Here is a 25,963-nt window from a genome sequence, read left to right on the forward strand (position 1 = left end):
TTTTTATCGATTCGGCTAGTGCTATAATGGTGTAATGGAATTGATGAGTGTGGGAGGATTTTTTGATGTATGATTTTCGCGAGTGGCGGCATGTGTTCAAACTCGACCCAAATAAAGAAATATCGGATGATCAGTTAGAAATCATCTGTGAGTCTGGAACGGATGCAATAATCGTTGGTGGTACTGATGGGATTACACTAGAAAATGTCCTCGATTTAATGGCGAGAATTCGTAGATATTCGGTGCCTTGTGTCCTTGAAGTTTCAACGATTGAGACAGTTACACCAGGGTTCGACCTTTACTTTATTCCAACCATCCTAAATAGCAGTGATCCTAAATGGATTACCGGACTTCACCACCAAGCAGTTAGGGAATTTGGTGAAATCATGGATTGGGAGGAAATTGTCATGGAGGGCTATTGCATATTGAACGAAGAATGCAAAGCGGCAAAACTGACAAATGCAAATACCGAATTAACAAATGAAGAGGTAACTGCCTACGCGGTAATGGCTGAAAAAATGTTTCATCTTCCGATTTTTTATATAGAATATAGCGGTAAATATGGGGATGTAAACCTGATTTCTGACGTGAAAAAATCGCTTGAGAAGACGGTCCTTTTCTATGGAGGCGGAATTTCAACCATCGAACAAGCTAAAGAGATGGCCAAACATGCAGATGTCATTGTCGTCGGAAACGCGATTTATGAAAACTTTGATTTAGCATTAGAAACTGTGAAGATTAATCGATAGATCATTGCTTATGTCAAGGAAAAACGTTAAGATAAAAATAAGAACATATGTTTGTTATGGTGGTGGATTATATGCAATATTTAAGTGATAAGCTATTAAATGGACTGAATCCAGAACAGCAAAGTGCTGTTAAAACAACCGATGGGCCGCTGTTACTAATGGCTGGAGCCGGAAGTGGGAAGACAAGAGTGCTTACCCATCGAATTGGCTATTTAATTGTTGAAAAACGGGTGAATCCTTATAATATTTTGGCGATTACATTTACAAATAAAGCCGCTCGAGAAATGAGAGAACGGATTGGAAAAATGATGGGCGGAGCAGCCGAAGAGATTTGGATATCCACTTTTCACTCGATGTGTGTAAGGATTTTACGGAGGGATATTGACCGAATCGGTTTTAACCGTAATTTTACAATTCTTGACTCAACTGATCAGCAATCCGTGGTGAAGACAATCCTAAAGGAAAAAAATATTGATCCGAAAAAATTTGATCCACGTGCCATCTTAGGGTCAATTAGTTCAGCAAAAAATGAATTGATTGATCCAGAGGAATATAAGAAAGCAGGCGGAGGCTATTTTGAAGATGTCGTCGCTAATGTGTATGAGGAATACCAGAAGCGATTACGAAAAAATCAGGCACTAGACTTTGATGACCTCATTATGATGACAATTCAATTATTCAAACGCGTTCCGGATGTTCTCGAATATTATCAGCGGAAATTTCAATATATTCATGTCGATGAGTATCAAGATACGAACAAAGCCCAGTATTTACTCGTAAAACAATTGGCAAGCCGCTTTAGAAATTTATGCGTAGTCGGGGATTCGGACCAATCCATTTACAGATGGCGCGGAGCGGATATTGCTAATATCCTTTCGTTCGAAAAAGACTATCCGAATGCAACAGTTATTTTACTAGAGCAAAACTACCGCTCTACAAAAAGGATTCTTCTAGCTGCCAACAAAGTGATCGAAAACAACATGAACCGAAAAGCAAAGAATCTTTGGACCGAAAACCCAGAAGGGAATAAGCTGGTTTATTACCGAGCCGACAGCGAGCAGAGCGAAGCGCAATTTGTTGCTGGGAAAATTAAAGAATTAACTCGGAATAATGAGCACAAATTAACCGACATTGCGATTCTTTATCGCACGAACGCTCAGTCCCGTGTGATGGAGGAAGTACTGCTTAAATCAAATATCGAATACTCCATCGTCGGCGGGACAAAGTTCTATGACAGAAAAGAAATTAAGGACATGCTTGCTTATTTACGGTTAATTTCGAATCCTGATGATGATATCAGCTTACGCCGAATCATCAATGTACCAAAACGCGGAATTGGATCAAGCTCACTCGATAAAATCGCCAATTTTGCTGACATGCATGACTTATCGATTTACCAAGCGCTTGAGTCTGTTGAGCTGTTAGGACTAAGTCCGAAAATCACGAAGGCAGCACGAGAATTTCGCGATTTAATTGGTAATTATACGAATATGCAAGAGTACCTTTCTGTTACAGAACTGGTTGAAGAAGTACTAGATAAAACGGGGTACCGTGAAATGCTGAAGGCGGAAAAATCGTTGGAAGCGCAAAGCCGCCTCGAAAACCTTGAGGAATTATTATCGGTAACGAAAAGTTTTGAAGATGCAAGTGAAGATAAGAGTCTAGTAGCCTTTTTAACTGATTTGGCACTAGTTGCTGATATTGATGCACTCGATGAAGATACGCAGGAGAAGGTTGACTCGATAACGCTCATGACCCTTCACTCGGCAAAAGGTTTGGAATTCCCAGTTGTTTTCTTAATTGGAATGGAAGAAGGCGTCTTCCCGCATAGCCGTTCATTGATGGAAGAAGTAGAAATGGAAGAGGAACGCCGTCTTGCCTATGTTGGGATCACTCGAGCGGAGCAAACGCTTTTCCTGACTAATGCTCAAATGCGGACATTATTTGGAAGAACCAATATGAACCCGCCTTCCCGCTTTATTAAGGAAATCCCTTCGGACCTGATTGAAGGAGTTGAACCGGCAGAGAAAAAGCTGAGTTCGCCATTTGGCTCAACTGGCAAATCATTTGGTTCTGCTCGAAGCGCCTCATTCGGAACGCCAAAAACATCATTTAGTACACCTGCTTCGGCAAGAAAACCAGTTATGCGGCCAGTTTCCGCTTCATCTGCTGGAGATGAAGCCGGCTGGAAGGTTGGCGATAAAGCGCAGCACGGGAAATGGGGCACCGGAACCGTTGTCAGCGTAAAAGGACAAGGGGAAGGGACGGAATTAGATATTGCTTTCCCGAGTCCGGTTGGAATCAAACGCTTGTTAGCTAAATTTGCTCCGATTACGAAAGCATAAATACCTAGAGACAAAAATTTCATGAGCCGCTCGGGAGCTGCTCATGAAAATCCTTTTAGAAAGGACTGGATATATGGACCTTCAAACTGCAGAAAAAAGAATTGCTGAAATAAGCAGCCAGTTAAACCACTATGGCTATGAATATTATGTGTTAGACAAACCTTCCGTACCAGATGCTGAATATGACAAGTTAATGCAAGAGTTATTGGAGCTTGAGGAAAAGTTTCCACAATTAAAAACGGCTGATTCTCCATCCGTAAGGGTTGGCGGCACGGTTCTTGATGTGTTTGAAAAAGTAGTGCACCGTACACCGATGCTTAGTCTCGGCAATGCCTTTAATGAACAAGACTTAAAGGATTTTGACCGCCGTATTCGTCAAGCGGTCGGTGATGATTTTTCGTATGTTTGTGAGTTAAAAATAGATGGACTTGCTGTTTCATTAAGATACGAGGATGGGCTCTTTATCCAAGGAGCAACCCGTGGAGATGGGACCATTGGTGAAGATATTACCGCTAATATAAAAACGATTAAATCTGTTCCTCTCCGTCTGCGTGAAAATGTGTCGATGGAGGTCCGCGGGGAAGCCTATATGCCAAAACGTTCGTTTGAAGCTTTGAATCAAGCACGAGCAGAACGTGGCGAGGAGCTATTTGCGAACCCAAGAAATGCAGCGGCAGGGTCGCTGAGACAACTAGATCCGAAAATAGCTGCATCTAGAAGGCTGGATGTCTTTTTATATGGAATCGGTAATATCAGTGAAAACAGCGGGATCGATTCGCATAGTGAAGGTCTAGATTACCTGGATCGTCTTGGTTTTAAAACCAATCAGGAGCGAAGAAAATGCACTTCCATTGATGAAGTCATTGATTATGTCAACAGCTGGGTGGAGAAGCGCCCACATCTTGCCTATGAAATTGATGGGATCGTTATTAAAGTAAATTCCTACGCCCACCAGGCAGCACTTGGAACGACAGCAAAAAGTCCGCGTTGGGCGATTGCTTATAAATTTCCTGCAGAAGAAGTGGTTACGACCCTTTTGGATATCGAGTTAAGTGTAGGCAGAACCGGTGTAATTACCCCAACAGCGATTCTTGAACCAGTCAAAGTGGCAGGGACAACAGTCCAACGTGCCTCTCTGCATAACGAGGATTTAATCCGTGAAAAAGATATTAAACTAGGGGATAAAGTCGTTGTTAAAAAAGCAGGCGATATCATCCCTGAGGTAGTCAATGTCTTGGCTGACCAGCGTACAGGCGAAGAAGTGGAATTCCATATGCCAACGCATTGTCCTGAATGTGAGAGCGAACTGGTCCGTTTGGAAGGCGAAGTAGCCTTGCGTTGTATCAATCCTAAATGCCCGGCACAACTTCGTGAAGGTTTAATTCATTTTGTTTCAAGAGTGGCAATGAACATTGAAGGCCTAGGGGAAAAAGTAATTAGCCAGCTCTTCTTAGAAAAATTAATTGAAGATGTCGCTGACATTTATAAGCTGACTCGTGAACAGCTATTAGCCCTAGAAAGAATGGGTGAGAAATCGGCAACAAATCTAATCAAAGCCATCGAAATATCAAAAGAAAATTCACTAGAAAAGCTTTTATTTGGATTAGGGATTCGTCATGTAGGGGCCAAGGCTGCCAAGACGCTCGCGCAACAATTTGGCACAATGGACAAACTTGCACAGGCTTCTAAAGATGATTTACTGGCCATTAATGAAATCGGTGATAAAATGGCGGATTCGATTGTCGCCTATTTTGAAAAAGAAGAAGCAGTCGAGTTAATCAACGAATTAGCAGCTGCCGGTGTCAATATGGAATATAAGGGTGCACGACCTGTTGCTCCTGATGAGTCCGACTCTATTTTTGCAGGTAAGACAGTGGTTCTCACTGGAAAGCTTGAACAATTATCCAGAAATGAAGCTAAGGATAAAATCGAAGCGCTTGGCGGAAATGTGGCAGGCAGTGTCAGCAAAAAGACACATCTTGTCATTGCTGGTGAGGATGCGGGGTCAAAATTAACCAAAGCACAAGAACTAGGAATTGAAGTGTGGGACGAGGAGAAACTCCTAGCTGAATTAAATAAATAAGAGGTGTATCAACGTGAGAAAACTCTCATTGCTCGCTCTCTCCCTTGTTTTTTTGCTGAGTGCCTGTGCACCAAATTTTGAGAAGCAAAATGAAACGGTGCAAACAAAGGAGAAAGTGGAAGGGAAGGCAATTATTCCAAAGTATAATATTTCAGACAGCTATTATCGGACGATATTGCCGTTTGAACCAGGGGAAGCACGCGGATTGGTCGTTAATAATATTAATACAAGATATGACTTAAACGAGTTTGAAATGGGTCTAATGCGTATTGCCCAAAATTCGTTTGATACGGAAAAATATTTATTCCGCGAAGGACAGGAAATTAAGGAAAAAAACATCAGACTTTGGTTAAACCGTAAATTTACAAAAGCGCAATTAAAGGATGAAGGACTAAAAGAGGCTGAAAACATCGGCTTAAACCCTGTGAATACTGGTAAAAAGGGTGAACCGAGTTCACCGATTTATTTAGCCCATATCTTAGAGCACGACTATTTAATAAAAAATGATAAAGGGAATGTAACGCTTGGTGGTGTGACAATCGGTCTAGCCTTAAATTCCGTTTATTACTATAAGAAAACTGCAGACGGTGATACCTTTGAGCAAAAAATCCCTCATTCAGAACTGGTCAGGGAAGGAAAGAAAATTGCAGCAGAAGTAGTAAAGCGCATGAGGAACATGAAAAGCTTAAAGAATGTTCCGATTACGATTGCCTTGTTTGAACAGGCAAGTAAATCATCCGTTGTTCCAGGTAACTTTATTACCTATGCCACTGTCGACGAAGGCAGTGCAGCTTTAAACAGCTGGGAAAAGGTAGATGAAAAGTACTTTCTTTTCCCTTCCACTGCTGCAAAGAATGCACATCGTGATGATTTGACCGCATTTTTAAACTTTAAGCAGGATGTGGAAGAGTACTTTCCTAATTATAATGGTGTAATTGGCAGAGCCTTTTATATCGGAGACCAACTGCAGGATTTGAATATTAATATCCCTATCCAATTCTATGGAAAAACGGAAGGGATTGGCTTTGCTCAATATGTAACCGGACTTGTCATGGAACATTTTCCTAAGTATTTATCCGTTTCAGTAAGTGTTACTTCTGTAGACGGACCGGAAGCCTTAATTGTACGTAAGGCCAATGAAACCGAGCCATTTGTCCATATTTATCAATAAGATCCAGCATTATGCTGGGTCTTTTTTTATGTGTGCCAAGCATGGGTCAAGAAACTAATCAAACGATTGATTAAATGTACATGAGGTCATGGTACATCTGGTTTTTTTAGGAAAATGGGAAAACTAATCAAACGATTGATTAAATGTACATGAGGTCATGGTACATCTGGTTTTTTTAGGAAAATGGGAAAACTAATCAAACGATTGATTAATGTACATGAGGCCATAATACATCTGATTTATTTAGGAAAATATGAAAACTAATCAAACGATTGGTTAAATCGTGTTGAGGCTATAATCAATCAGGGTAATTATATGAAGCTAAATAAACTAATCAATCGTTTGATTAATTCTTAAATGAGGAATGGACTAAGTATCAGTTTTTGATTTTATTACATCTGATTTTTTTAGCTCTAGCTCCAACTCCATCTAATTTAGGCCCCAATTTCGATTCGCCGATTGAACATGAAAATCCGCCGATAGAATATATTTCTCTACGATTTCAGAGTTAATAGAAGGGGATGTACATGGAAAAACAAAAAATTTGAGAAACATTCACTAAAAAAGAGGATTCCACTACCTTTTTTAGAATGGAAACCCTTCTACTTTTTAGAATTGACTATCAATTGCTACAAAGAAATGAAACATGTTAGAATGAAAAGTGGATTGTAAACGTTTTTAATACATAGGAGGTTTAAGAAATGGTCCAACCTTACAAACACGAACCCTTTACAGATTTTACAATTGAGGAAAACCGTCAGGCCTATCTAAAAGGATTAGAAACAGTTGAAAGTTATTTAGGTCAGGATTACGACCTAGTTATTGGCGGAGAAAGAATTAAAACTGAAGATAAAATCGTTTCCTATAACCCTTCCAATACGAAAGAAGTCATTGGTAGCGTATCAAAAGCAAGCCAAGAACATGCTGAAAAAGCTATGCAAGCAGCCGTTGAAGCATTTAAAACTTGGAAAAAAACAAAAGCGGAAGTTCGCGCAGATGTGCTTTTTAAAGCAGCGACAATTATTCGCCGCCGCAAGCATGAGTTTTCTGCCCTTTTAACAAAAGAAGCAGGTAAGCCATGGAGAGAAGCAGATGCAGATACAGCAGAAGCGATTGACTTCCTTGAATATTATGGACGCCAAATGCTGGCCATTAAAGATGGTGTGCCAGTAAATAGCCGTCCAAACGAATTTAACCGTTACAATTATATTCCACTAGGTGTTGGAATTATCATTTCACCTTGGAACTTCCCATTAGCCATTATGGCTGGTACGACAGTTGCAGCAATTGTATCTGGAAACACCGTTCTATTAAAACCAGCTTCTACTACACCGGTGGTTGCAGCGAAGTTTGTGGAAGTTATGGAAGAGGCAGGTCTTCCTAAAGGTGTCTTAAACTTTGTACCGGGTAGTGGTGCTGAAGTGGGCGATTATTTAGTTGACCATAAAGATACCCGTTTTATCAGCTTTACTGGTTCACGTGATGTTGGCCTCCGGATTTTCGAACGTTCTTCAAAAGTAAACCCGGGCCAAGTATGGATGAAGCGTTTAATCGCTGAAATGGGCGGAAAAGATACGATCGTCGTTGACAGTGAAGCAGACCTTGAGCTTGCAGCACAATCTATCGTTGCTGGTGCATTTGGCTTCTCAGGTCAAAAATGTTCCGCATGTTCACGTGCAGTTATCGTTGAGGATGTTTATGATACCGTCTTGAACCGTGTTGTGGAATTAACGAACCAATTAACGGTTGGTGATCCTACAGAGCAAGGAACATACATGGGTCCAGTGAATGACAATAATGCGTTCAAAAAAATCATGGAATATGTTGAAATCGGCAAGCAAGAAGGTAAGTTAATGGCTGGCGGCGAGGGCGACAATTCAAAAGGTTATTTTATCAAACCAACTGTTATTGCGGACCTTGCTCCAGATGCGCGTATCATGCAGGAAGAAATCTTTGGTCCAGTAGTTGGATTTACAAAGGCGAAAGATTTCACTCATGCTATTGAAATAGCCAACAACACAGAGTATGGCTTAACTGGTGCTGTAATCACGACGAATCGTGAACACCTAGAGCAAGCACGTGAAGACTTCCATGTGGGTAACCTGTACTTCAACCGTTCTTGTACTGGAGCGATTGTTGGTTATCAGCCATTTGGCGGCTTCAACATGTCCGGTACTGACTCCAAAGCAGGCGGTCCTGACTACTTGCTGCTTCATATGCAGGCAAAAACTACTTCTGAAATGTATTAATAATAAGAGTAAAGCCCCTTCTCGAGGACGAGAAGGGGCTTCGGTTTCCGGAGGTTTTTAATAAGTGTATCAAAAGGATTTGGTCATCATCTCCATAATGAAGACCACTTTCTTTGGTTTTCCGGAGAGATTTGTTCATCATCTCCATAATGAAGCCCACTTTCTTTGGTTTTCCGGAGAGATTTGGTCATCATCTCCATAATGAAGACCACTTTCTTTGGTTTTCCGGAGAGATTTGGTTATCATCTCCATAATGAAGCCCACTTTCTTTGGTTTTCCAGAGAGATTTGGTCATCATCTCCATAATGAAGGCCACTTTCTTTGGTTTTCCAGAGAGATTTGGTCATCATCTCCATAATGAAGACCACTTTCTTTAGTTTTTCGAAGAGACTTGGTCATCACGGCAGTAAACTTCAGAAAAGCATTTCAAAATGGACCCTTACAATACGGAGAAGGGTTTTTTATTACTTAGGTACATCTATCACAAAAGGAACAGTAAATACTTTTCCATTTTGCTGAAATTGGCCCCACACCTTATAGATCCCTTTTTCAGGGAACACCGTCATAAAAGTTACCTTAGGACCATTTCCTTCCGTTGTCATCGGATGGATGTGCAAATATTTTTCCACATCATCACTTATCGCGACGGCATGTCCCATGGCTCCTAAATAAGGCTGTAGATTTTTAATCGGTTGGTTGCTCGCCGCGTCACTTATTGTAAAATTCATGTGGACGGTCATTCCTGCCATCAACTCGTCAAAGGATAGCGTCACTTTTTTACCATCTACTACTTTGGTTAGTTTCCGATCTGGGATGAGAGGCTTTTCTTTTACCGTCTTTCCTGCAATCTGAACCCAATGACTTTCTACACTAGGGTCCCCTCCACCTTTAGGCGTAAATTCTGAGAGAAGCATATAATCTCCTCCGGCAGGGAACTTTGTGGTAAAAGCAAATTCGCCATTCCCCTTATAATTTGGATGGATGTGAGAAAAATAAGCTAAATCCTTACTAAAAATAAATAGATGCATTTTTTTCTCATGAACTGTATCAAACGATTGAAATGGTTTATTTGATTCATCCTTAATCAACAGTGAAATGGGTATTTCCTTGTTTGCGTTCGGATGATCCTCGATCCTCCATTCTGACTTTGTAGGAATGACATCAGTTGGCGTGGCATCCATCCTATGGTCCATACGCGACTTTGGAACTCTAATCGGATTGCAAGCTGATAAAAGCATCATGTATAAAAGGGACATAACAATGATCGATTTTTTCAAACGGAATTCCTCCATTCATAGACAATCTTACTTTCTTTAAAGTATATTACCTAAATCATCCAATGCAAGAATTTTATGTAATTAGTAAGTTCCTTAGCATGGAAATAATGATAAAATAGAAATAGGCAAAAGGAAGTAAAGTATGGGGGATTATAAAATTGATTCCATTATATCTACTACACGTCACAACTGTGGATCACAGTGAAAGTTTATTGTGGACCTTTCTACTCTGTAATGTTTTTGTTGTCACAGCAGGTATAGTATTTATCTATAAATTATTTCAACAGAAGCCTGTACGGACCGCGGGACTAACGTTTGCAATTGCTTTAGCCATCAATTATATCCTAATCGCCATCTTTGGGGATATATTCGACTTGCTTGGATGAAGGAATGAGGGGAGATGTTATCGTTGAAATATTACCGTTTGTGGGTACTTGCCTTTCTATTGAAATTCATAGGGTCTGCATGGGATGCTTCCTATCATTTTAAATATCTATTTGAAGAATACTCCATTCCCCATATTGTCAATACGATCGGATTTATCTTAGGGGCCTTTTTGTTAATTCAAGAATGGCGGCGTCCACAATATATGGACCGGTTTTCTAGAAATTTGATTACGATCGGATACGTCTTATTCCTCATTGGAATTCCCTTAGATTTCACTTACCATATTGCCTATGGTATTGATTTAACAACCTGGAGTCCTACTCATTTTATTTATTATATCGGAACGGATATGATGATTATTGGCGTATGGCGAGGGTACTTTATCCATACGAGAGAAATTCAACCGTCATGGAAATCCCTTCATACTTGGTTCGCAATGTATCTCCTTGAATGCTTGATGTTTCCGAATATGCAGCAGGAGAATGGTGCGATCTCCTATGATCAATACATTCATGGAAAGTCGATTGCTTCAAAAGAAATTCTTGAATTAATCTCAGACCCCGCTTCACAGATTTTTGGCGGCATTCCAGAATGGGTATATCCTATCTATTCCATCCTAATGATTGCTCTTCTAACTATTTTAATCATTCGCTTCTGTCGGGATTATACGATCCCAGTTATGGCAACTGCGCTTTATCTCTTATTACGATTCATCGGAAAAGCAGTTTTTGCCGTCGTTGGCTATCCAACCTCCTATGTTCCCATTACGCTATTATTCATTCCGTTAGGCTATTTCTTGATTAGAAAAGACACTCGAGTGGCAGGTCTTGTAGGCAGCCTTGCTTACTTTCTCGCTTTGTATCTGATTCATACTTCAGGTATATTCATCACACCGCCGCTAGTAATATGGGAACTTGTTCCAGTCACAGTCATTGGAGTGCTTGTACCGGCTATAAATTTATGGGTTAAACCATTTCTATTACAAAAAACAGAAAAAAAGATAGTTTAGGCAAAAATAGCATACATTCGTGTGCTATTTTTTTTCGCGATAACTATGACAAATATGTGAAATTATTCACAAAAATAATTATAATGTGATGAACTTCACAAATTTTATCAACACTAGCATTTACAATATAGCTATAAAGAAAACCTTAATAATCTTAAAAAATATTGATTTAACATATAAGGAGCGATCCAAAATGAAAAAACTAGTAATGATCGGAAACGGGATGGCAGGAGTTAGAACAATTGAAGAGATTCTAAAAGTATCAACTGAACCTTGGGAGATAACAATTTTTGGCCAAGAGCCGTATCCAAACTACAATCGGATCAAACTATCAAATATCCTTCAAGGAGATACAAACTTTGAAGATATCATAATTAATCCACTAGATTGGTATAAAGAAAATAATATTCAATTATTTACTGGCGAATCCATTGTGAAAATTGATGTGGATACAAAACGAGTTGTTAGTAATCTTGGCCGGGAAGTCCAGTATGATGATTTGATCATAGCTACCGGTTCGAATTCTTTCATTCTGCCAATCCCAGGAGCAGATAAACAAGGTGTGACAGGGTTCCGTGATATCCATGATTGTGAAATGATGATCAAATCAGCGCGAAAATATAAAAAGGCTGTTGTCATCGGCGGAGGTCTCCTCGGACTAGAAGCCGCGAGAGGCTTGCTGAACTTGGGGATGACCGTTGACGTCGTTCATCTCATGCCGCATCTGATGGAGCGCCAGTTGGACGCGGTTGCTTCCTCACTTCTTAAGGCGGAGCTTGAAGCACAGGGCATGAATTTCTTAATGGAAAAAGAAACGGTGGAAATTCTCGGTGACGAACGCGTTACCGGTCTCCGCTTTAAAGATGACTCACAAGTAGAAGCAGATCTAGTTGTCATGGCCATTGGAATTAAGTCAAATACGGAAGTGGCTAAAAACAGCGGCATCTATGTGAATCGCGGCATTGTCGTTAATGACTTTATGGAAACGAGTGCCCCGCATGTGTATGCAGTCGGAGAATGTGCGGAGCATCGGGAAATTGTTTATGGTTTGGTTGCGCCTTTATACGAACAAGGAAAAATCCTTGCGAGCCGCATTTGCGCTATCGAAACGAACCCATATGAAGGTTCTGTTACAGGTACCCAGTTAAAGGTTGCGGGTGTTGATCTTTTCTCTGCAGGAGAAATCTTTGAAGATGGCACTACTAAATCTATCATGATCTACAATGAGTACGAGGGTCTCTATAAACGAGTGTTAACTAGAAACAACCTTATCGTAGGGATCGTCCTTTATGGAGACACAAAAGATAGTACTAGATTATATCGGATGCTGACTAAAAAAGAAGACATCAGCGGAGTGTCGATTTTCCATACAGAATGCACCGGTGAAGTCGGCACTGACGATGTGGCCTCTATGCAGAATGATGAATTAGTCTGCGGTTGTAATGGAGTCACAAAAGGTGCCATCGTTGAAGCGATTAAAACACAGGGGTTAACCACTTTAGACCAAGTTAGTCATTGTACGAATGCCGGACGCTCTTGCGGCCGTTGTAAACCAATGGTTAGCAGTATTCTCGCTCACACACTTGGAGACCAATTTGATGAAGCAGCAGCACAAAAGACAAGCCTATGCGGATGTACAACTTTAAGCCGTGATGAAGTCGTGGCTGAAATCAAAGAAAAAGGCTTAACAAGTGTGAAAGAAGTCATGAACGTACTGGAATGGAACAATGAGGAAGGTTGTACCAAATGCCGTCCAGCCATTAACTACTACCTTGGTATGATTCACATGGATGAATACAAAGATGATCGTGACTCTCGGCTTGTCAATGAAAAAATGCATGCAAATATCCAAAAAGATGGGACTTACTCTGTTGTTCCAAGAATGTATGGCGGGGTAACCACAGCAGCAGATTTGAAAAAAATCGCTGAGATCGCCGAAAAGTATGAGGTGCCGCTTGTGAAATTAACTGGCGGGCAGCGCATTGGCTTGTTCGGGGTGAAAAAAGAAGACCTTCCTGCCATGTGGGAAGAGTTAGATATGCCATCTGGTTATGCCTATGGGAAAACACTTCGTACGGTGAAAACTTGTGTCGGTGCACAATTCTGCCGCTATGGCACACAAGATTCCATGGCCCTAGGAATGGAATTAGAAAAGAAATTTGAACGCCTCGATACACCGCATAAAGTCAAAATGGGCGTATCTGCCTGTCCGCGAAACTGCTCTGAAGCAGGCATTAAAGACATTGGCTTTGTTGGCATTGATGGCGGTTGGGAAATTTATGTTGCTGGTAACGGCGGGGTTGATCTCCGTGCCGGTGACCTCTTATGTACGGTGAAAACACAAGACGAAGTGATGGAGATGACAGGTGCCTACCTGCAATACTACCGTGAAACAGCTAATTATTTGGAGCGTACGTCTAAATGGGTAGAACGCGTCGGCTTGGACCATGTGAAAGACGTGCTTGCTAATGAGGAAACGCGAAAGGCCTTAAACGAGCGCATGGATAAGACATTGAAAAAGTATATCGAGCCTTGGAATGAAGCGATTCAAAGTGAAGAAATCAAAGATAAATATTATGCCAATCATACAATTAAGGTAGGGGAGTGATTCCAAATGCTTCAAACAATAACTCGGATTCCAGTAGCAAACTATTCAAATATAAAGGTTCGGTCAGGCTATTCACTTAAAATCGATGACACCGAGATCGCACTTTTTAAAGTAACGAGCGGAGAAGTTTATGCGATCGAGAATCGCAGTCCACATCCAAAAGGCGGTGTTCTTTCAGAAGGCCTTGTTAGCGGTGAATATATATATTGCCCTGTGTATGATTGGAAAATTTCTTTAAAAGATGGTAAAGTACAGGCACCGGATGAAGGTCAAGTACGGACATTTAAGATAGAACTAGAGGACGATATCGTGTTTATTGTCAGATAAGAAGGAATGGGAAGGATTGCTGCTAGATGAAGTCAGGAAAAGTATTTTTAGTGGGAGCAGGACCAGGGGATGTTCGATTAATTACCGTAAAAGGTTTGGAGGCCATTAAACAAGCAGAGGTTATTTTATATGACCGGCTTGCCAACCCCAAACTATTGGAGTTTGCTCCAGCGGATTGTGAACTTATTTACTGTGGTAAATTACCCAATCGCCATATTATACGCCAAGGAAATATTAATGAATTATTGGTAGAGAAGGCACTGGAAGGTAAGCGGGTGGTCCGCTTAAAAGGCGGAGACCCTGGCGTGTTTGGCAGAGTTGGTGAAGAAGCAGAAGCCCTGGCAAAACATCAAATTCCTTTTGAAATCGTTCCAGGTATTTCATCGGGGATCGCGGCCCCTCTTTATGCAGGCATTCCTGTTACCCACCGCGAGTATGCTGAATCATTTGCAGTCGTCACCGCCCATGATAAATCGAAAGAGGGCAAACCAGTTCTCGACTGGGAAGGACTGTCCCGTGGGGTAGATACCATCGCATTTTATATGGGGGTCAGCAATTTACCGTTTATTTGCGAAAATCTCATCACATATGGGAAGCCGGCCTCAACCCCTGTAATTTTGATTCAATGGGGTACGTTTGGCCGCCAAAAAACATTACAAGGGACGCTGGCCGATATTTCTGAAAAGGTCGTGGAGGCTAAGTTTAGCAATCCGTCAATTATTCTCGTAGGTAAGGTGATATCCCTCCGTGATAGAATCAGTTGGTTTGAAAAATTGCCCTTGTATGGTCGGCAAATTCTGTTGGCCCGTACGAGTGAAGGCTCTAGTGAATTAGCAAAAGCATTAATAGATGGTGGAGCTGATGTAATAGAGTTTCCAAAATGGAAAAAAACCGTGTTGCCGGTTGATTTAACCAATGTAGCTTCTTATGAAAAAATTCTCTTTACCTCACCAGAATGTGTGGATGAATTTTTCACAGCGGTGATGGAGCATGGAGTGGATATTCGAACGATTCGTGCTGAATTCTTTGGGGCCTCACGTAAATCAATAAACGTACTTAAGAAGCGTGGCTTTATAGCGGCACATGCCGATGTGATGAAGGAGTCTGGGGCTTTACTAATTGTCGGAGATGATAGCATTTTGAAAAAAGAGATGGATGGAGCGGACATCTTAGTGACCAGCAAGAAAGAACTAGACCATCAGTTCCTGCCCCTTTTTAAAAGAATGTTAGATGAAGCAAAGTTGAACACGATGATATTCCCAAGCAGTGCCTCGGTTGAATGCTTTATGAATGCATTAAGTGAGTGTAATTTGAATGCCAGTGAATTGTTGGAAGGGCTGCAGGTGGTCAGCATGGGTAGACAAACGGAAGATGCCGTTGTCAGTACGGGCCTTCCTTCACATGGCGTGCCTGCTTTTGCAACGAAGGAAGCTTTGGTTGAATTTTTAGCGGCAAGACCTGTTGAGGAAGTGTAAATGGTGAAATCAGGCTATCCGGTAATTCTAAGGTTAGAAGGAAAAATCGTGGTTGTGGCAGGAGGCGGAAAAGTAGCCGAACGGAAGGTGAATGGACTTTTAGGAACTGGTGCGAATGTCGTCGTTGTGAGCCCGGAAGCAACAGATGAAATTAGAAGGCTTAGTTATGAGGGAAGAATCATTTGGAAACAAAAGTCTTTCTCGGGCAGCGACATTGCCGATGCCTTCCTGATCTTTGCGGCGACAAATAGTCGTGAGATCAATCAGTTGATTCAAGAATCAGCTGATGCCCACCAACTAGTAACAATTGCCGATGATCCAGATGGCTCTAATTTTCATGTCCCCGCACAAGTTCAACGCGGGTCTTTAACCATTGCTATCTCAACAGGCGGAGCGAGTCCAACCCTGGCGAGCCAAATTCGCGAGCAGCTAGAGCAGCAGTTTGATGATTCCTATGAGGACTATCTTGACTTTCTTGCGTCAAAACGAAAATGGATCCTGAGGGAAGTAGCAAATCCAACCTTGAAGAGAAAACTATTAAAATCCATTGTGGGCCCGGAGTTCTTAATTAGTGATCATCGGGAAGAGGATTTTATCCAATTGTATGAAACCCTTTCTAAAGAAACGCATAATAGCAACTAAAAGGATGTCTGCGGACATTCTTTTTTTTTGGACATTAATCTAGAGTCAGGTAGTTTTTACCTATTTTTATAAAAATTTTCAGAAAAGTAGTTCCATTTTTAAAAAGTGTGTTATATAATACAAAACGTAGATTGTTTCTGTATTATAACAAAGAGGTGATGTAGTTCATGTCGACGCAAACAACAGGAATTGAAGTGGTAGGGGCAATGAAAGCCCAGTACGAAGGGATCTTAACAGATGAGGCATTAAATTTTATTGAAGAGCTTGAGCGAAAGTTTGGCGGGCGAAGAATGGAACTGTTACAGTACAGGTCAAAACGCCAAGCGGAAATAAATAATGGAACATTGCCTGATTTCCTCCCAGAGATGAAGCATATTCGGAACGGGGACTGGACGATTGCTCCTTTGCCTGATGATCTCCAAGACCGCCGTGTTGAAATTACCGGACCGACCGAACGGAAAATGGTAATCAACGCTTTGAACTCGGGCGCAAAAGTATTTATGGCCGATTGCGAGGACGCCACTTCACCGACCTGGGAAAACATCGTCGAGGGACAAATCAACTTAAGAGATGCAGTAAATCGGACGATATCCTTTGAAAATGTCAATGGCAAGAAGTATGAACTAAAGGCCGAGACAGCGGTATTGTTTGTGAGACCGCGCGGCCTGCATTTAGAAGAAAAGCATATTTTGCTAGATAGCAAGCCCATTTCAGGAAGTTTCTTTGATTTTGGAATGTACTTTTTCCATAACGTGAACCAACTGCTTGCGAGGGGAACAGGTCCGTATTTTTACCTGCCGAAGCTGGAAAGTCACTTGGAAGCAAGGCTGTGGAATGATGTATTTGTATTTGCGCAAGAGAAACTGGGGATTCCGAATGGAACCATTAAAGCGACCGTTTTACTTGAAACCATCATGGGCGCCTTTGAAATGAATGAGATTTTATTTGAGCTAAAAGACCACTCAGCAGGATTGAATTGCGGAAGATGGGATTATATCTTCAGTTACCTGAAAAAGCTGCGTCAACACAAGGATATTATTTTACCCGATCGATCACAGGTAACGATGACCGTTCCGTTTATGCGTTCGTATTCGTTACTAACGATTCAAACCTGTCATCGCCGCAAGGCACCAGCGATTGGCGGAATGGCTGCCCAAATTCCAATTCGCAATAACCCGGCTGCGAATGAAGAAGCCTTTGCTAAAGTGCGTGCTGATAAAGAGCGGGAAGCCCGTGACGGTCATGATGGAACGTGGGTTGCACATCCAGGTCTGGTTCCGGTTGCTCTGGAGGTATTCAACCGTGAAATGCCGGTTGCTAACCAAATCCATACGAGCAAACAACAGAAGATTACTGTGACCGCTCAAGATTTGCTTGAGTCACCAGGTGGGACAATTTCGGAAGAGGGCGTTCGTTTGAACATCAATGTCGGGATCCAATATGTAGCTTCGTGGCTAAGAGGCAATGGCGCCGCCCCGATTCACAACTTGATGGAGGATGCAGCAACTGCTGAGATTTCACGGGCCCAGCTGTGGCAGTGGATTCGCCACCCCAAAGGAATTCTGAACGACGGACGGAAAGTCACGGTGGAAATGTATGAGCAATTTAAGCTGGAAGAATTGGAAAAAATTAAACAGGAAATGGGTGAACCGGCATTTGAGGGCGGCCGATTCGACGAAGCCGTTGAATTGTTTGATCGGTTGATTCTGAATGAGGAGTTTGCGGAGTTTTTAACTCTACCTGGGTATGAACTAATCTAGTTTTTAATAAAAAATACTTAATAGATTAATAGGAGGAATAGAAAATGACAAATTCAAGAGTCACGCAATTACAAGAAAGCTGGGAAATGGATAGCCGTTGGAAAGGGATTACGAGACCATACACTGCCGAGGATGTTATCAAACTTCGCGGGTCGATTGATATTGAACATACATTGGCTCGGAAAGGGTCCGAAAAGCTTTGGAAGTTATTAAATGAGGAAGACTATGTAAATGCCCTAGGTGCGTTAACTGGTAATCAAGCAGTCCAGCAAGTTAAAGCAGGGCTAAAAGCCATCTACTTAAGCGGCTGGCAGGTAGCAGCTGATGCCAATCTGTCCGGACACATGTACCCTGACCAAAGCCTATACCCAGCGAACAGTGTACCAAATGTGGTCAAAAAGATTAACCAAGCCTTGCAGCGTGCGGACCAAATCCACCATGCGGAAGGTGATCACTCTGTCGATTGGTTTGCCCCGATTGTCGCTGATGCAGAAGCTGGCTTTGGCGGTCAATTAAATTGTTTCGAATTAATGAAAGGGATGATCGAAGCAGGTGCATCCGGCGTCCACTTTGAAGACCAGCTTTCTTCCGAGAAAAAATGTGGTCATTTAGGCGGGAAGGTATTGCTGCCAACACAAACAGCGGTCCGCAACCTAATTGCTGCTCGTTTAGCTGCTGATGTTATGGGGGTCCCAACTGTACTAGTAGCTCGTACAGACGCTAACGCAGCTGACTTAATCACAAGTGATATTGATATGAATGATGCACCGTTTATTACGGGTGAACGTACTGGCGAAGGTTTCTTCCGTGTCAAAGCGGGGATTGACCAAGCGATCTCCCGTGGGCTGGCTTATGCGCCATATGCAGATCTTGTTTGGTGCGAAACGTCTGAGCCGAATCTTGAGGAAGCAAGACAATTTGCAGAAGCCATTCATGAGCAGTTCCCAGGTAAGCTTCTGGCATATAACTGTTCACCATCCTTCAACTGGAAAAAGAAATTAGATCAAGAAACGATTGCGAAATTCCAAGTCGAGCTTGGCAAAATGGGCTACAAATTCCAGTTCGTTACGCTTGCTGGCTTCCATGCCCTTAACCACGGCATGTTTGAGTTGGCTCGCGGCTATAAAGAACGCGGCATGGCAGCATACTCCGAACTGCAGCAAGCTGAATTTGACAGTGAAAAATACGGCTACACGGCCACACGTCACCAACGTGAGGTAGGTACAGGTTACTTTGACCAAGTTTCCATGGTTATAACAGGCGGGACTTCATCAACAACGGCATTAAAAGGCTCAACTGAAGCCGAACAGTTTACAGGGAAAAACTAAGAGACGATCCTTCTCTCCGTTTTGGGGGGGAGGATTTTTTGATGGAGGATGGTTGGGCTTACTGGCGGATAAGCCAAATTTACTCTCGAATAGACTAATTCGCCCAGCTCGAACCCCCTTTTTGGTATGGAACGTTTTTTAGGGTATCATCATAGATAATAATAGCCTTTATATGGAGTTGATTTATTTGAAAAAGACAACCGTTGACGAGGTCTTACAGCAGGGAATCTATGGCCCGCTAGAAACAAAACCAGATGAGCGGCGGAAATTCTTAGGTACGCTCCGAGAGCGGATTGTCGTAGCTCTGACAAAAAGCCAGGTGGCAGAAGCAAACGTATATCCCCAAGTTGAGAAGCAGATGAAAGAAAAGCCGCAGGCCCACCTTTTCTTAAATGGAAATATGAGTTATGAAACCCTTTCAAAATATGTAAAACTGGCCACCAAGTATAAAATTGAACATACGCTTGTGACCAATAAAGACCACGACTCGGAAATCGGCTTAGTATTAGCCATGGACCACGCGATTGATAAGGAAGATATATATATCACCAACAAGGAATTAAAAGCGGTTAAGCAGGAAGTCAAAAAGAACAAAGGCTTTTTTTCAAAAATCTTTAAACGATAAAAGCATGGTATATACGAAATGGTCCTCATGAGACGTTCATGAGGACCAAGTCATGAACGTCTCATGAGGACCAAGTCATGCATCAGCTCAAATTTTCCTCAACATGCTCTAAGATTATCTATTTTTTTAGCTTGCCACTTCCACTGTAGCATGCAGCTCAATCCCCACATTACCCTGAATCGCACGGCTAATCATGCATGATGTCTCTGCCTTTTTGGCCAGTCTCTTAGTCATTTCCACTTCTTTATCAGATGCACCTGGTTTCAAGACAACCAAAGGTCGATGAATAATCTTTTTATAGGTAAAAACCCCCTTGGTAACATCGACAATTCCCTCAGACTCCATCGTTAGGCTTTTCTTCTCTATCCCGCTCCGTTCCATCATCGCCGCAAGGGTGATAATATAGCAGGTCGCGGCAGCCCCCAGCAGCATTTCGTCGGGATTGGTACCGACACCGGGTCCATCCATTACTGGCGGAATGGAGATCTTCGTGACCAAATTCCCTGCCTCAATCTCTCCAACGTCGTTCCGTAAACCCGGCCAGTTTGCCTTTAAGTGAAAAACATGTTCAGCCATTCTAAATTCCTCCAATTCCAGTTTTGGTCCCACGACTCTTAAAAAATATGGTAAGGTTATTTTTGATATGTAATAAATGGAGCAGTGATGAATGAAAATTATTTATAAAATGACCCTTTTCCTAATTCTTTGTTTATATCTAGCGATTCTTTCGAAATTCATTTTGTTTAAATACATCCCGTTATCTGAGATTATTAATCATTTCAACTTTACTTATGATGAATATCATTGGCGTACGAATAATTTCGTCCCTTTTAAAACGATTAAGTTTTACCTGTTCTTAGCTGATATCAATTTAATTATCCGGATTGAGAACCTAGCAGGGAATATCATCGGCTTTATGCCGTTTGGATTTATCTTACCATTGCTGGCGAAGAAGTTTCAAAAACTTAGCGCCGTCACCCTTGCCACTTTCGGCTTAAGTCTGGCATTTGAACTACTGCAGCTGATATTTGAATTCGGCAGCTTTGATGTAGATGATTTAATATTAAATACGCTGGGTGGAATCCTAGGGCTTTTGCCTATTAAACTTGTTCTTCTATTCAGCCGTTTTAAAAAGAAGACTATGACCGAAAATATCAATTAATGAAAAAACCACTGATGAATCATTAAAACGATTCACCCGTGGTTTTTTCTTCAGCCGTAACTGGAACACTGTCCGCTAACAATTGAATATTTTTCGTTACCTTTGTGCTATAGGTAAAATCACCATAGCAGTATGGGTAGCGGAAATTATTTTTATTGCCGCCACACGTATAAATGGTCGGCTTTTCTTTTACCCGCTGTAGAGAAAATTCCTTCGCCAACGCCTCACTATGCTTCCCGCCGTGCTTTGCTATAAAGTCAATGTAACCAATTCCCATGTTGTAAGATTGGATAACGGTCTGGAAATCTACTTTTTTCTTATTCCCATAACTGAGGACGCGCTGAAAATGTTTCACACCAACCTGAATACTTTTTTGCGGATCTGTTATTGTATTTCTGGCCAAACCCGCCGATTCTGAGGCCTGCATAGGGTCCCCGCCTTTGCCGCGGCTTTCCTGCTGCATTAAGGCGACAACTACTGTGGTATGACTTTCGAGATGATATTTCGCTAATTCATCATGTATGAGGGGACGATATTTTTTTACATCAGCAAATGGATCCTTTTCGACAAGAAGAGGGGAGCCTTGTTTTTGAAAATAATTTTGGAACATGGCTAACGCACAAAAAAGGATGAACAGCACAAAAAAGGTTTTGAATTTCTTCCGTTTACGTTTTTTCATTCAGAAGCCCTCCCATCCATGACCATTATAAGGGAAGTTGCCAAGAATGTCTGTGATAAACTTTTTAGAAAAAATTTGTATTATTAAGAGAAAAATAGATTGAAATTTCAGGAATTATGAACGAAAATCAATTCACTTGCCCATACTGATGATGGAATCATTGCGGTAAAGCGAAAAAGTTTGGTATTATCATTAGTATTGATATGACAAGATTGAAGGGATAGGGGGTTATACTATGTCACGAATTTCAAAGGATCAGGTAAAGCATGTAGCCAATTTGGCCAGATTGGCCATAACCGAAGAAGAAACAGAAAAGTTTACGAAGCAGCTGGATGCGATTATTACTTTTGCTGAGCAGTTAAATGAATTGGATACGGAAAATGTGGAGCCTACATACCATGTACTGGATATGAAAAATGTCTTGCGTGAAGATAAATCCAAACCGGGATTATCGCGTGAAGAGGTACTAAAAAATGCACCTCTGCATCAGGACGGCCAGATTAAAGTACCATCGATTATGGGGAAGGAGGATTAAAAGGTGAGTTTATTTGATTATAAAGTTGCAGACCTACATGAACTTTTTACAAAGAAGGAACTAAAAGTATCCGATCTTGTCGATGAATCCTATAAGAGAATTGGACAAGTGGAAGATAAAGTTCAGGCATTTTTAACGTTAGATGAAGAGCGAGCACGTCTTTCTGCTAAAGCTTTAGATGAGAAGGTCAATGGTGAAAATGCCAAAGGTTTGCTATTTGGGATGCCAATTGGCTTAAAGGATAACTTAGTTACAAAAGGACTTCGGACAACCTGTGCGAGTAAAATTCTTGAAAATTTTGATCCGATTTATGATGCGACTGTTGTTCAGAAACTGCAACAAGCAGAAACAGTAACGATTGGGAAGTTAAATATGGATGAGTTTGCCATGGGGTCTTCCAACGAAAATTCCCATTACCAAACGACACGTAATCCATGGAATCTTGAGACAGTTCCAGGCGGCTCTTCAGGCGGTTCAGCGGCAGCTGTAGCAGCAGGAGAGGTCCTATTTTCACTTGGGTCCGATACGGGCGGTTCCATCCGTCAGCCAGCTTCTTTTTGTGGTGTCGTAGGAATGAAACCAACTTATGGACGTGTTTCCCGGTTTGGTCTCGTTGCCTTTGCTTCATCCCTTGATCAAATTGGACCAATTACTAGAACAGTGGAGGACAATGCCTACCTGCTTCAAGCAATTTCCGGCCTTGATCCTATGGATTCGACCTCTGCGAATGTGGATGTACCGAACTTTGCGAGTGGATTGACAGGTGATGTGAAGGGCCTCAAAATCGCTGTACCAAAAGAGTATCTTGGTGAAGGTGTCAGCGAATCAGTAAAACAGTCCGTCTTAAATGCCTTAAAAGTACTCGAGGGTCTTGGTGCAACATGGGAAGAAGTTTCGCTGCCGCACTCGAAATATGCGCTGGCAGCATACTATTTGCTGTCTTCATCTGAAGCATCAGCCAACCTTGCCCGTTTCGACGGAGTCCGTTACGGCTATCGCTCAAAAGATGCTGAAACATTAATTGATTTATATAAAAAATCCCGTGCAGAAGGCTTCGGTGATGAAGTAAAGCGCCGGATTATGCTTGGTACGTTTGCGTTAAGTTCAGGTTACTATGATGCTTATTACAAAAAAGCACAGCAGGTTCGGACATTAATAAAACAAGACTATGAAAATGTTTTTGCCAAATATGATGTGATCGTTGGACCAACAACACCAACTCCTGCATTTAAAATTGGTGAAAAAATCGAAGATCCGTTAACTATGTACATCAATGATATATTAACGATTCCGTTGAACCTTGCGGGCTTACCAGGAATTTCAGTACCATGTGGTTTCGATGGCGGGTTACCGTTAGGATTACAAATCATAGGTAAGTATTTTGATGAAACAACGATCTATCGTGTAGCACATGCATTTGAACAGGCAACAGACTTTCATAAAGAAAAGCCTGTATTATAGGGGGTGAAGAGAATGGAATTTGAAACAGTGATTGGACTTGAAGTCCATGTTGAGTTAAAAACAGAATCGAAGATTTTCTCGGCGAGCCCTAACCATTTTGGGGCTGAACCGAATACAAATACAAGTGTCATCGACCTTGGCTACCCAGGTGTATTACCTGTCCTTAATAAAAAAGCAGTAGAATTCGGGATAAAAGCAGCGATGGCGATTAATTGTGAAGTTGCCACCCATACCAAGTTTGACCGGAAGAACTATTTTTACCCGGATAATCCTAAGGCCTATCAGATTTCCCAATTTGATAAGCCAATCGGGGAACATGGCTATATTGATATTGAAGTAAATGGCTATACGAAGCGAATTGGCATTACACGTATCCATTTGGAAGAAGATGCAGGAAAGCTAAACCATGGCAAAGGGTATTCACTATGTGATTACAACCGTCAGGGCACTCCGCTTGTTGAGATTGTTTCTGAACCAGATATCCGCACTCCTGATGAGGCTTATGCGTATCTTGAAAAATTAAAATCGATTATTCAATATACAGGTGTTTCTGATTGTAAAATGGAAGAGGGCTCACTTCGTTGTGATGCGAATATTTCGATTCGCCCAGTGGGACAAAAAGAATTCGGAACGAAAACAGAACTGAAAAACCTTAACTCCTTCAATTTCGTCCGTAAAGGTCTTGAATTTGAAGAGAAGCGTCAACGAGAAGTGGTTACTGCGGGTGGAACAATCGAGCAGGAAACACGCCGTTTTGATGAAGCAACGGGGGCTACTCTGTTGATGAGGGTCAAAGAAGGTTCGGATGATTATCGTTACTTCCCTGAGCCGGACTTAATGGATTTGTACATTGATGAGGACTGGAAAGCCCGCATCCGTGCTGAAATTCCAGAGCTTCCTGATCAACGTCAAAAGCGTTATATAGACGAACTTGGACTGCCTGTTTACGATGCAAAGGTGCTAACGGTTACGAAAGAAATGGCGGATTTCTTTGAAGCGACCGTGAATGGCGGAGCGGACGCAAAGCTGGCCTCAAACTGGATCATGGGGGATGTTTCTGCTTACTTAAATGCGGAGCAAAAGGAACTTCATCAAGTAGCATTAACTCCAGAAAGTCTAGCTAGCATGATTAAGTTGATCGAAAACGGAACGATTTCTTCAAAAATTGCTAAAACTGTTTTTAAAGAGTTAATTGAAAACGGCGGCGATGCCGAGCAAATTGTGAAGGACAAAGGGCTAGTCCAGATTTCCGATGAAGGCACCCTTCTTAAAGTCATTTCAGAGGTGCTGGATGCGAATCCACAATCAATTGAAGACTTTAAAAACGGGAAAAATAAAGCTGTTGGCTTCTTAGTGGGCCAATTAATGAAGGCAACGAAGGGTCAGGCCAACCCACAAATTGTTAATAAGTTGTTGCAGCAAGAACTACAAAAGCGTTAATACGGAAGCTGGCAGAGTGCAATCTGTCAGCTTTTTTATTGTATAAGAAATTATTAAATAATTAATTGTGAATAAATTGAAATAGTTTTCTGAATCCAGCTCCAGCACCCAGCGGCTAGTGTACTTCGCTCTCCGCCCTACGATAAGTCAAGCACGAATGCGCTAACGCTCTTCGTGTTTCCTTTATCTCGGTTGGAGCGCTCCAGTCCATACGCCGCTAAACGGGTGCTTGCGCCTTTTGGTCTGTCGAGCGGAGTTCGACATTCTTTTCTCGATTTCCCGGGAAAAAACCTATATGTTAAAAGTGTTTATCCTGTATCTAATCAAACGTTTGGTTAGTAAGGAATGATCGGGAATGGTGTCGAAGCTTGAGAATTTCCCTAAGGAAGTTCTAATATCGACAGGTTTTTTATTTTTTTACGTAGAAAATGATAACTGGGTCGACAAAGGGTTTTCACAATATAAGGCTGATACCCTTTAGTTATATGGTTTCATAGCTAACTAATCAAACGTTTGGTTAGTTTTTTTTAAGTTTGTCAATTCAACAATATTTTTAGTGGATATTGGAGTAAAAGCTTAATTCAGAAGGGTATTCAGCCATTTTAATTAAACGTTTAATTAGTTTGTAGGTAGTCGCAAAATGTAAAAATT

General features: G+C 41.6%; 21 protein-coding genes. 18 read left to right on the plus strand and 3 right to left on the minus strand.

Going from position 1 to position 25,963, the window contains the following annotated elements; translation table 11 throughout:
- Positions 1-65: 65 nt before the first annotated feature.
- The 5 genes from pcrB to pruA all read left to right on the plus strand — a co-directional run bounded on the left by pcrB (position 66) and on the right by pruA (position 8,597).
- Entirely contained in the window at positions 66-749 is a 684-nt protein-coding gene (pcrB, locus tag QNH17_RS01905) for a heptaprenylglyceryl phosphate synthase (RefSeq protein ID WP_283877137.1), read from the plus strand.
- 71 nt (positions 750-820) lie between these two features.
- The gene (gene pcrA, locus QNH17_RS01910) at positions 821-3,094 is read left to right on the plus strand and encodes a DNA helicase PcrA (protein ID WP_283877138.1); all 2,274 of its coding nucleotides are present in this window, start codon (positions 821-823) and stop codon (positions 3,092-3,094) included.
- Positions 3,095-3,167: 73 nt separating this feature from the next.
- Positions 3,168-5,177, plus strand: a complete 2,010-nt coding sequence (gene ligA, locus QNH17_RS01915; RefSeq protein WP_283879404.1) for an NAD-dependent DNA ligase LigA — start codon at positions 3,168-3,170, stop codon at positions 5,175-5,177.
- 13 nt (positions 5,178-5,190) lie between these two features.
- Complete coding sequence (locus QNH17_RS01920) at positions 5,191-6,348, plus strand: CamS family sex pheromone protein (protein ID WP_283877139.1); 1,158 nt, start codon at positions 5,191-5,193, stop codon at positions 6,346-6,348.
- A 701-nt stretch (positions 6,349-7,049) separates the two neighbouring features.
- Positions 7,050-8,597, plus strand: coding sequence for an L-glutamate gamma-semialdehyde dehydrogenase (pruA, locus tag QNH17_RS01925; RefSeq protein WP_283877140.1), 1,548 nt, complete (start codon positions 7,050-7,052; stop codon positions 8,595-8,597).
- Between the two features lie 464 nt (positions 8,598-9,061).
- Here the strand turns inward: pruA and QNH17_RS01930 are convergent, their stop codons facing one another.
- Positions 9,062-9,874, minus strand: a complete 813-nt coding sequence (locus QNH17_RS01930) for a DUF8832 domain-containing protein (protein ID WP_283877141.1) — start codon at positions 9,872-9,874, stop codon at positions 9,062-9,064.
- Positions 9,875-10,032: 158 nt separating this feature from the next.
- Here QNH17_RS01930 and QNH17_RS01935 point away from each other — a divergent pair, with 158 nt between their 5' ends.
- The 9 genes from QNH17_RS01935 (at position 10,033) to QNH17_RS01975 (ending at position 20,035) form a co-directional block, all read left to right on the plus strand.
- Positions 10,033-10,260 carry a hypothetical protein gene (locus QNH17_RS01935; RefSeq protein ID WP_283877142.1) on the plus strand — a complete coding sequence of 76 codons (228 nt, stop codon included), beginning with the start codon at positions 10,033-10,035 and terminating at the stop codon, positions 10,258-10,260.
- A 23-nt stretch (positions 10,261-10,283) separates the two neighbouring features.
- Entirely contained in the window at positions 10,284-11,270 is a 987-nt protein-coding gene (locus QNH17_RS01940; protein ID WP_283877143.1) for a hypothetical protein, read from the plus strand.
- 193 nt (positions 11,271-11,463) lie between these two features.
- Positions 11,464-13,878, plus strand: a complete 2,415-nt coding sequence (nirB, locus tag QNH17_RS01945; protein ID WP_283877144.1) for a nitrite reductase large subunit NirB — start codon at positions 11,464-11,466, stop codon at positions 13,876-13,878.
- A 6-nt stretch (positions 13,879-13,884) separates the two neighbouring features.
- A complete protein-coding gene (nirD, locus tag QNH17_RS01950; protein ID WP_283877145.1) occupies positions 13,885-14,205 on the plus strand; it encodes a nitrite reductase small subunit NirD in 321 nt (106 codons plus the stop codon).
- Positions 14,206-14,231: 26 nt separating this feature from the next.
- The gene (gene cobA / locus QNH17_RS01955) at positions 14,232-15,680 is read left to right on the plus strand and encodes a uroporphyrinogen-III C-methyltransferase (RefSeq protein WP_283877146.1); all 1,449 of its coding nucleotides are present in this window, start codon (positions 14,232-14,234) and stop codon (positions 15,678-15,680) included.
- On the plus strand, positions 15,681-16,322 hold the full coding sequence (locus QNH17_RS01960; RefSeq protein WP_283877147.1) for a precorrin-2 dehydrogenase/sirohydrochlorin ferrochelatase family protein: 642 nt from the start codon (positions 15,681-15,683) through the stop codon (positions 16,320-16,322).
- Between the two features lie 167 nt (positions 16,323-16,489).
- Positions 16,490-18,082, plus strand: a complete 1,593-nt coding sequence (gene aceB, locus QNH17_RS01965) for a malate synthase A (RefSeq protein WP_283877148.1) — start codon at positions 16,490-16,492, stop codon at positions 18,080-18,082.
- A 44-nt stretch (positions 18,083-18,126) separates the two neighbouring features.
- Complete coding sequence (aceA, locus tag QNH17_RS01970) at positions 18,127-19,410, plus strand: isocitrate lyase (protein WP_283877149.1); 1,284 nt, start codon at positions 18,127-18,129, stop codon at positions 19,408-19,410.
- 187 nt (positions 19,411-19,597) lie between these two features.
- Complete coding sequence (locus QNH17_RS01975) at positions 19,598-20,035, plus strand: YueI family protein (protein ID WP_283877150.1); 438 nt, start codon at positions 19,598-19,600, stop codon at positions 20,033-20,035.
- A gap of 126 nt (positions 20,036-20,161) precedes the next feature.
- Here the strand turns inward: QNH17_RS01975 and QNH17_RS01980 are convergent, their stop codons facing one another.
- Positions 20,162-20,611, minus strand: coding sequence for an OsmC family protein (locus QNH17_RS01980; RefSeq protein WP_283877151.1), 450 nt, complete (start codon positions 20,609-20,611; stop codon positions 20,162-20,164).
- Between the two features lie 91 nt (positions 20,612-20,702).
- Between QNH17_RS01980 and QNH17_RS01985 the strand changes: the two genes are divergently transcribed.
- Positions 20,703-21,197 carry a VanZ family protein gene (locus QNH17_RS01985; protein WP_283877152.1) on the plus strand — a complete coding sequence of 165 codons (495 nt, stop codon included), beginning with the start codon at positions 20,703-20,705 and terminating at the stop codon, positions 21,195-21,197.
- A gap of 22 nt (positions 21,198-21,219) precedes the next feature.
- On the opposite strand, the gene QNH17_RS01990 is transcribed toward QNH17_RS01985, so the two are convergent.
- On the minus strand, positions 21,220-21,876 hold the full coding sequence (locus QNH17_RS01990) for a lysozyme family protein (RefSeq protein WP_283877153.1): 657 nt from the start codon (positions 21,874-21,876) through the stop codon (positions 21,220-21,222).
- Positions 21,877-22,111: 235 nt separating this feature from the next.
- Between QNH17_RS01990 and gatC the strand changes: the two genes are divergently transcribed.
- From gatC to gatB, 3 genes are read left to right on the plus strand one after another with little or no spacing between them, the layout of a single operon-like run.
- Entirely contained in the window at positions 22,112-22,411 is a 300-nt protein-coding gene (gene gatC, locus QNH17_RS01995; protein WP_144555288.1) for an Asp-tRNA(Asn)/Glu-tRNA(Gln) amidotransferase subunit GatC, read from the plus strand.
- Between the two features lie 3 nt (positions 22,412-22,414).
- Complete coding sequence (gene gatA / locus QNH17_RS02000) at positions 22,415-23,872, plus strand: Asp-tRNA(Asn)/Glu-tRNA(Gln) amidotransferase subunit GatA (protein ID WP_283877154.1); 1,458 nt, start codon at positions 22,415-22,417, stop codon at positions 23,870-23,872.
- A 12-nt stretch (positions 23,873-23,884) separates the two neighbouring features.
- Positions 23,885-25,312, plus strand: coding sequence for an Asp-tRNA(Asn)/Glu-tRNA(Gln) amidotransferase subunit GatB (gene gatB / locus QNH17_RS02005; RefSeq protein ID WP_283877155.1), 1,428 nt, complete (start codon positions 23,885-23,887; stop codon positions 25,310-25,312).
- Positions 25,313-25,963: the final 651 nt, after the last annotated feature.

This window comes from Neobacillus sp. SuZ13, assembly GCF_030123365.1.
Taxonomy (GTDB): Bacteria; Bacillota; Bacilli; order Bacillales; family Cytobacillaceae; genus Neobacillus.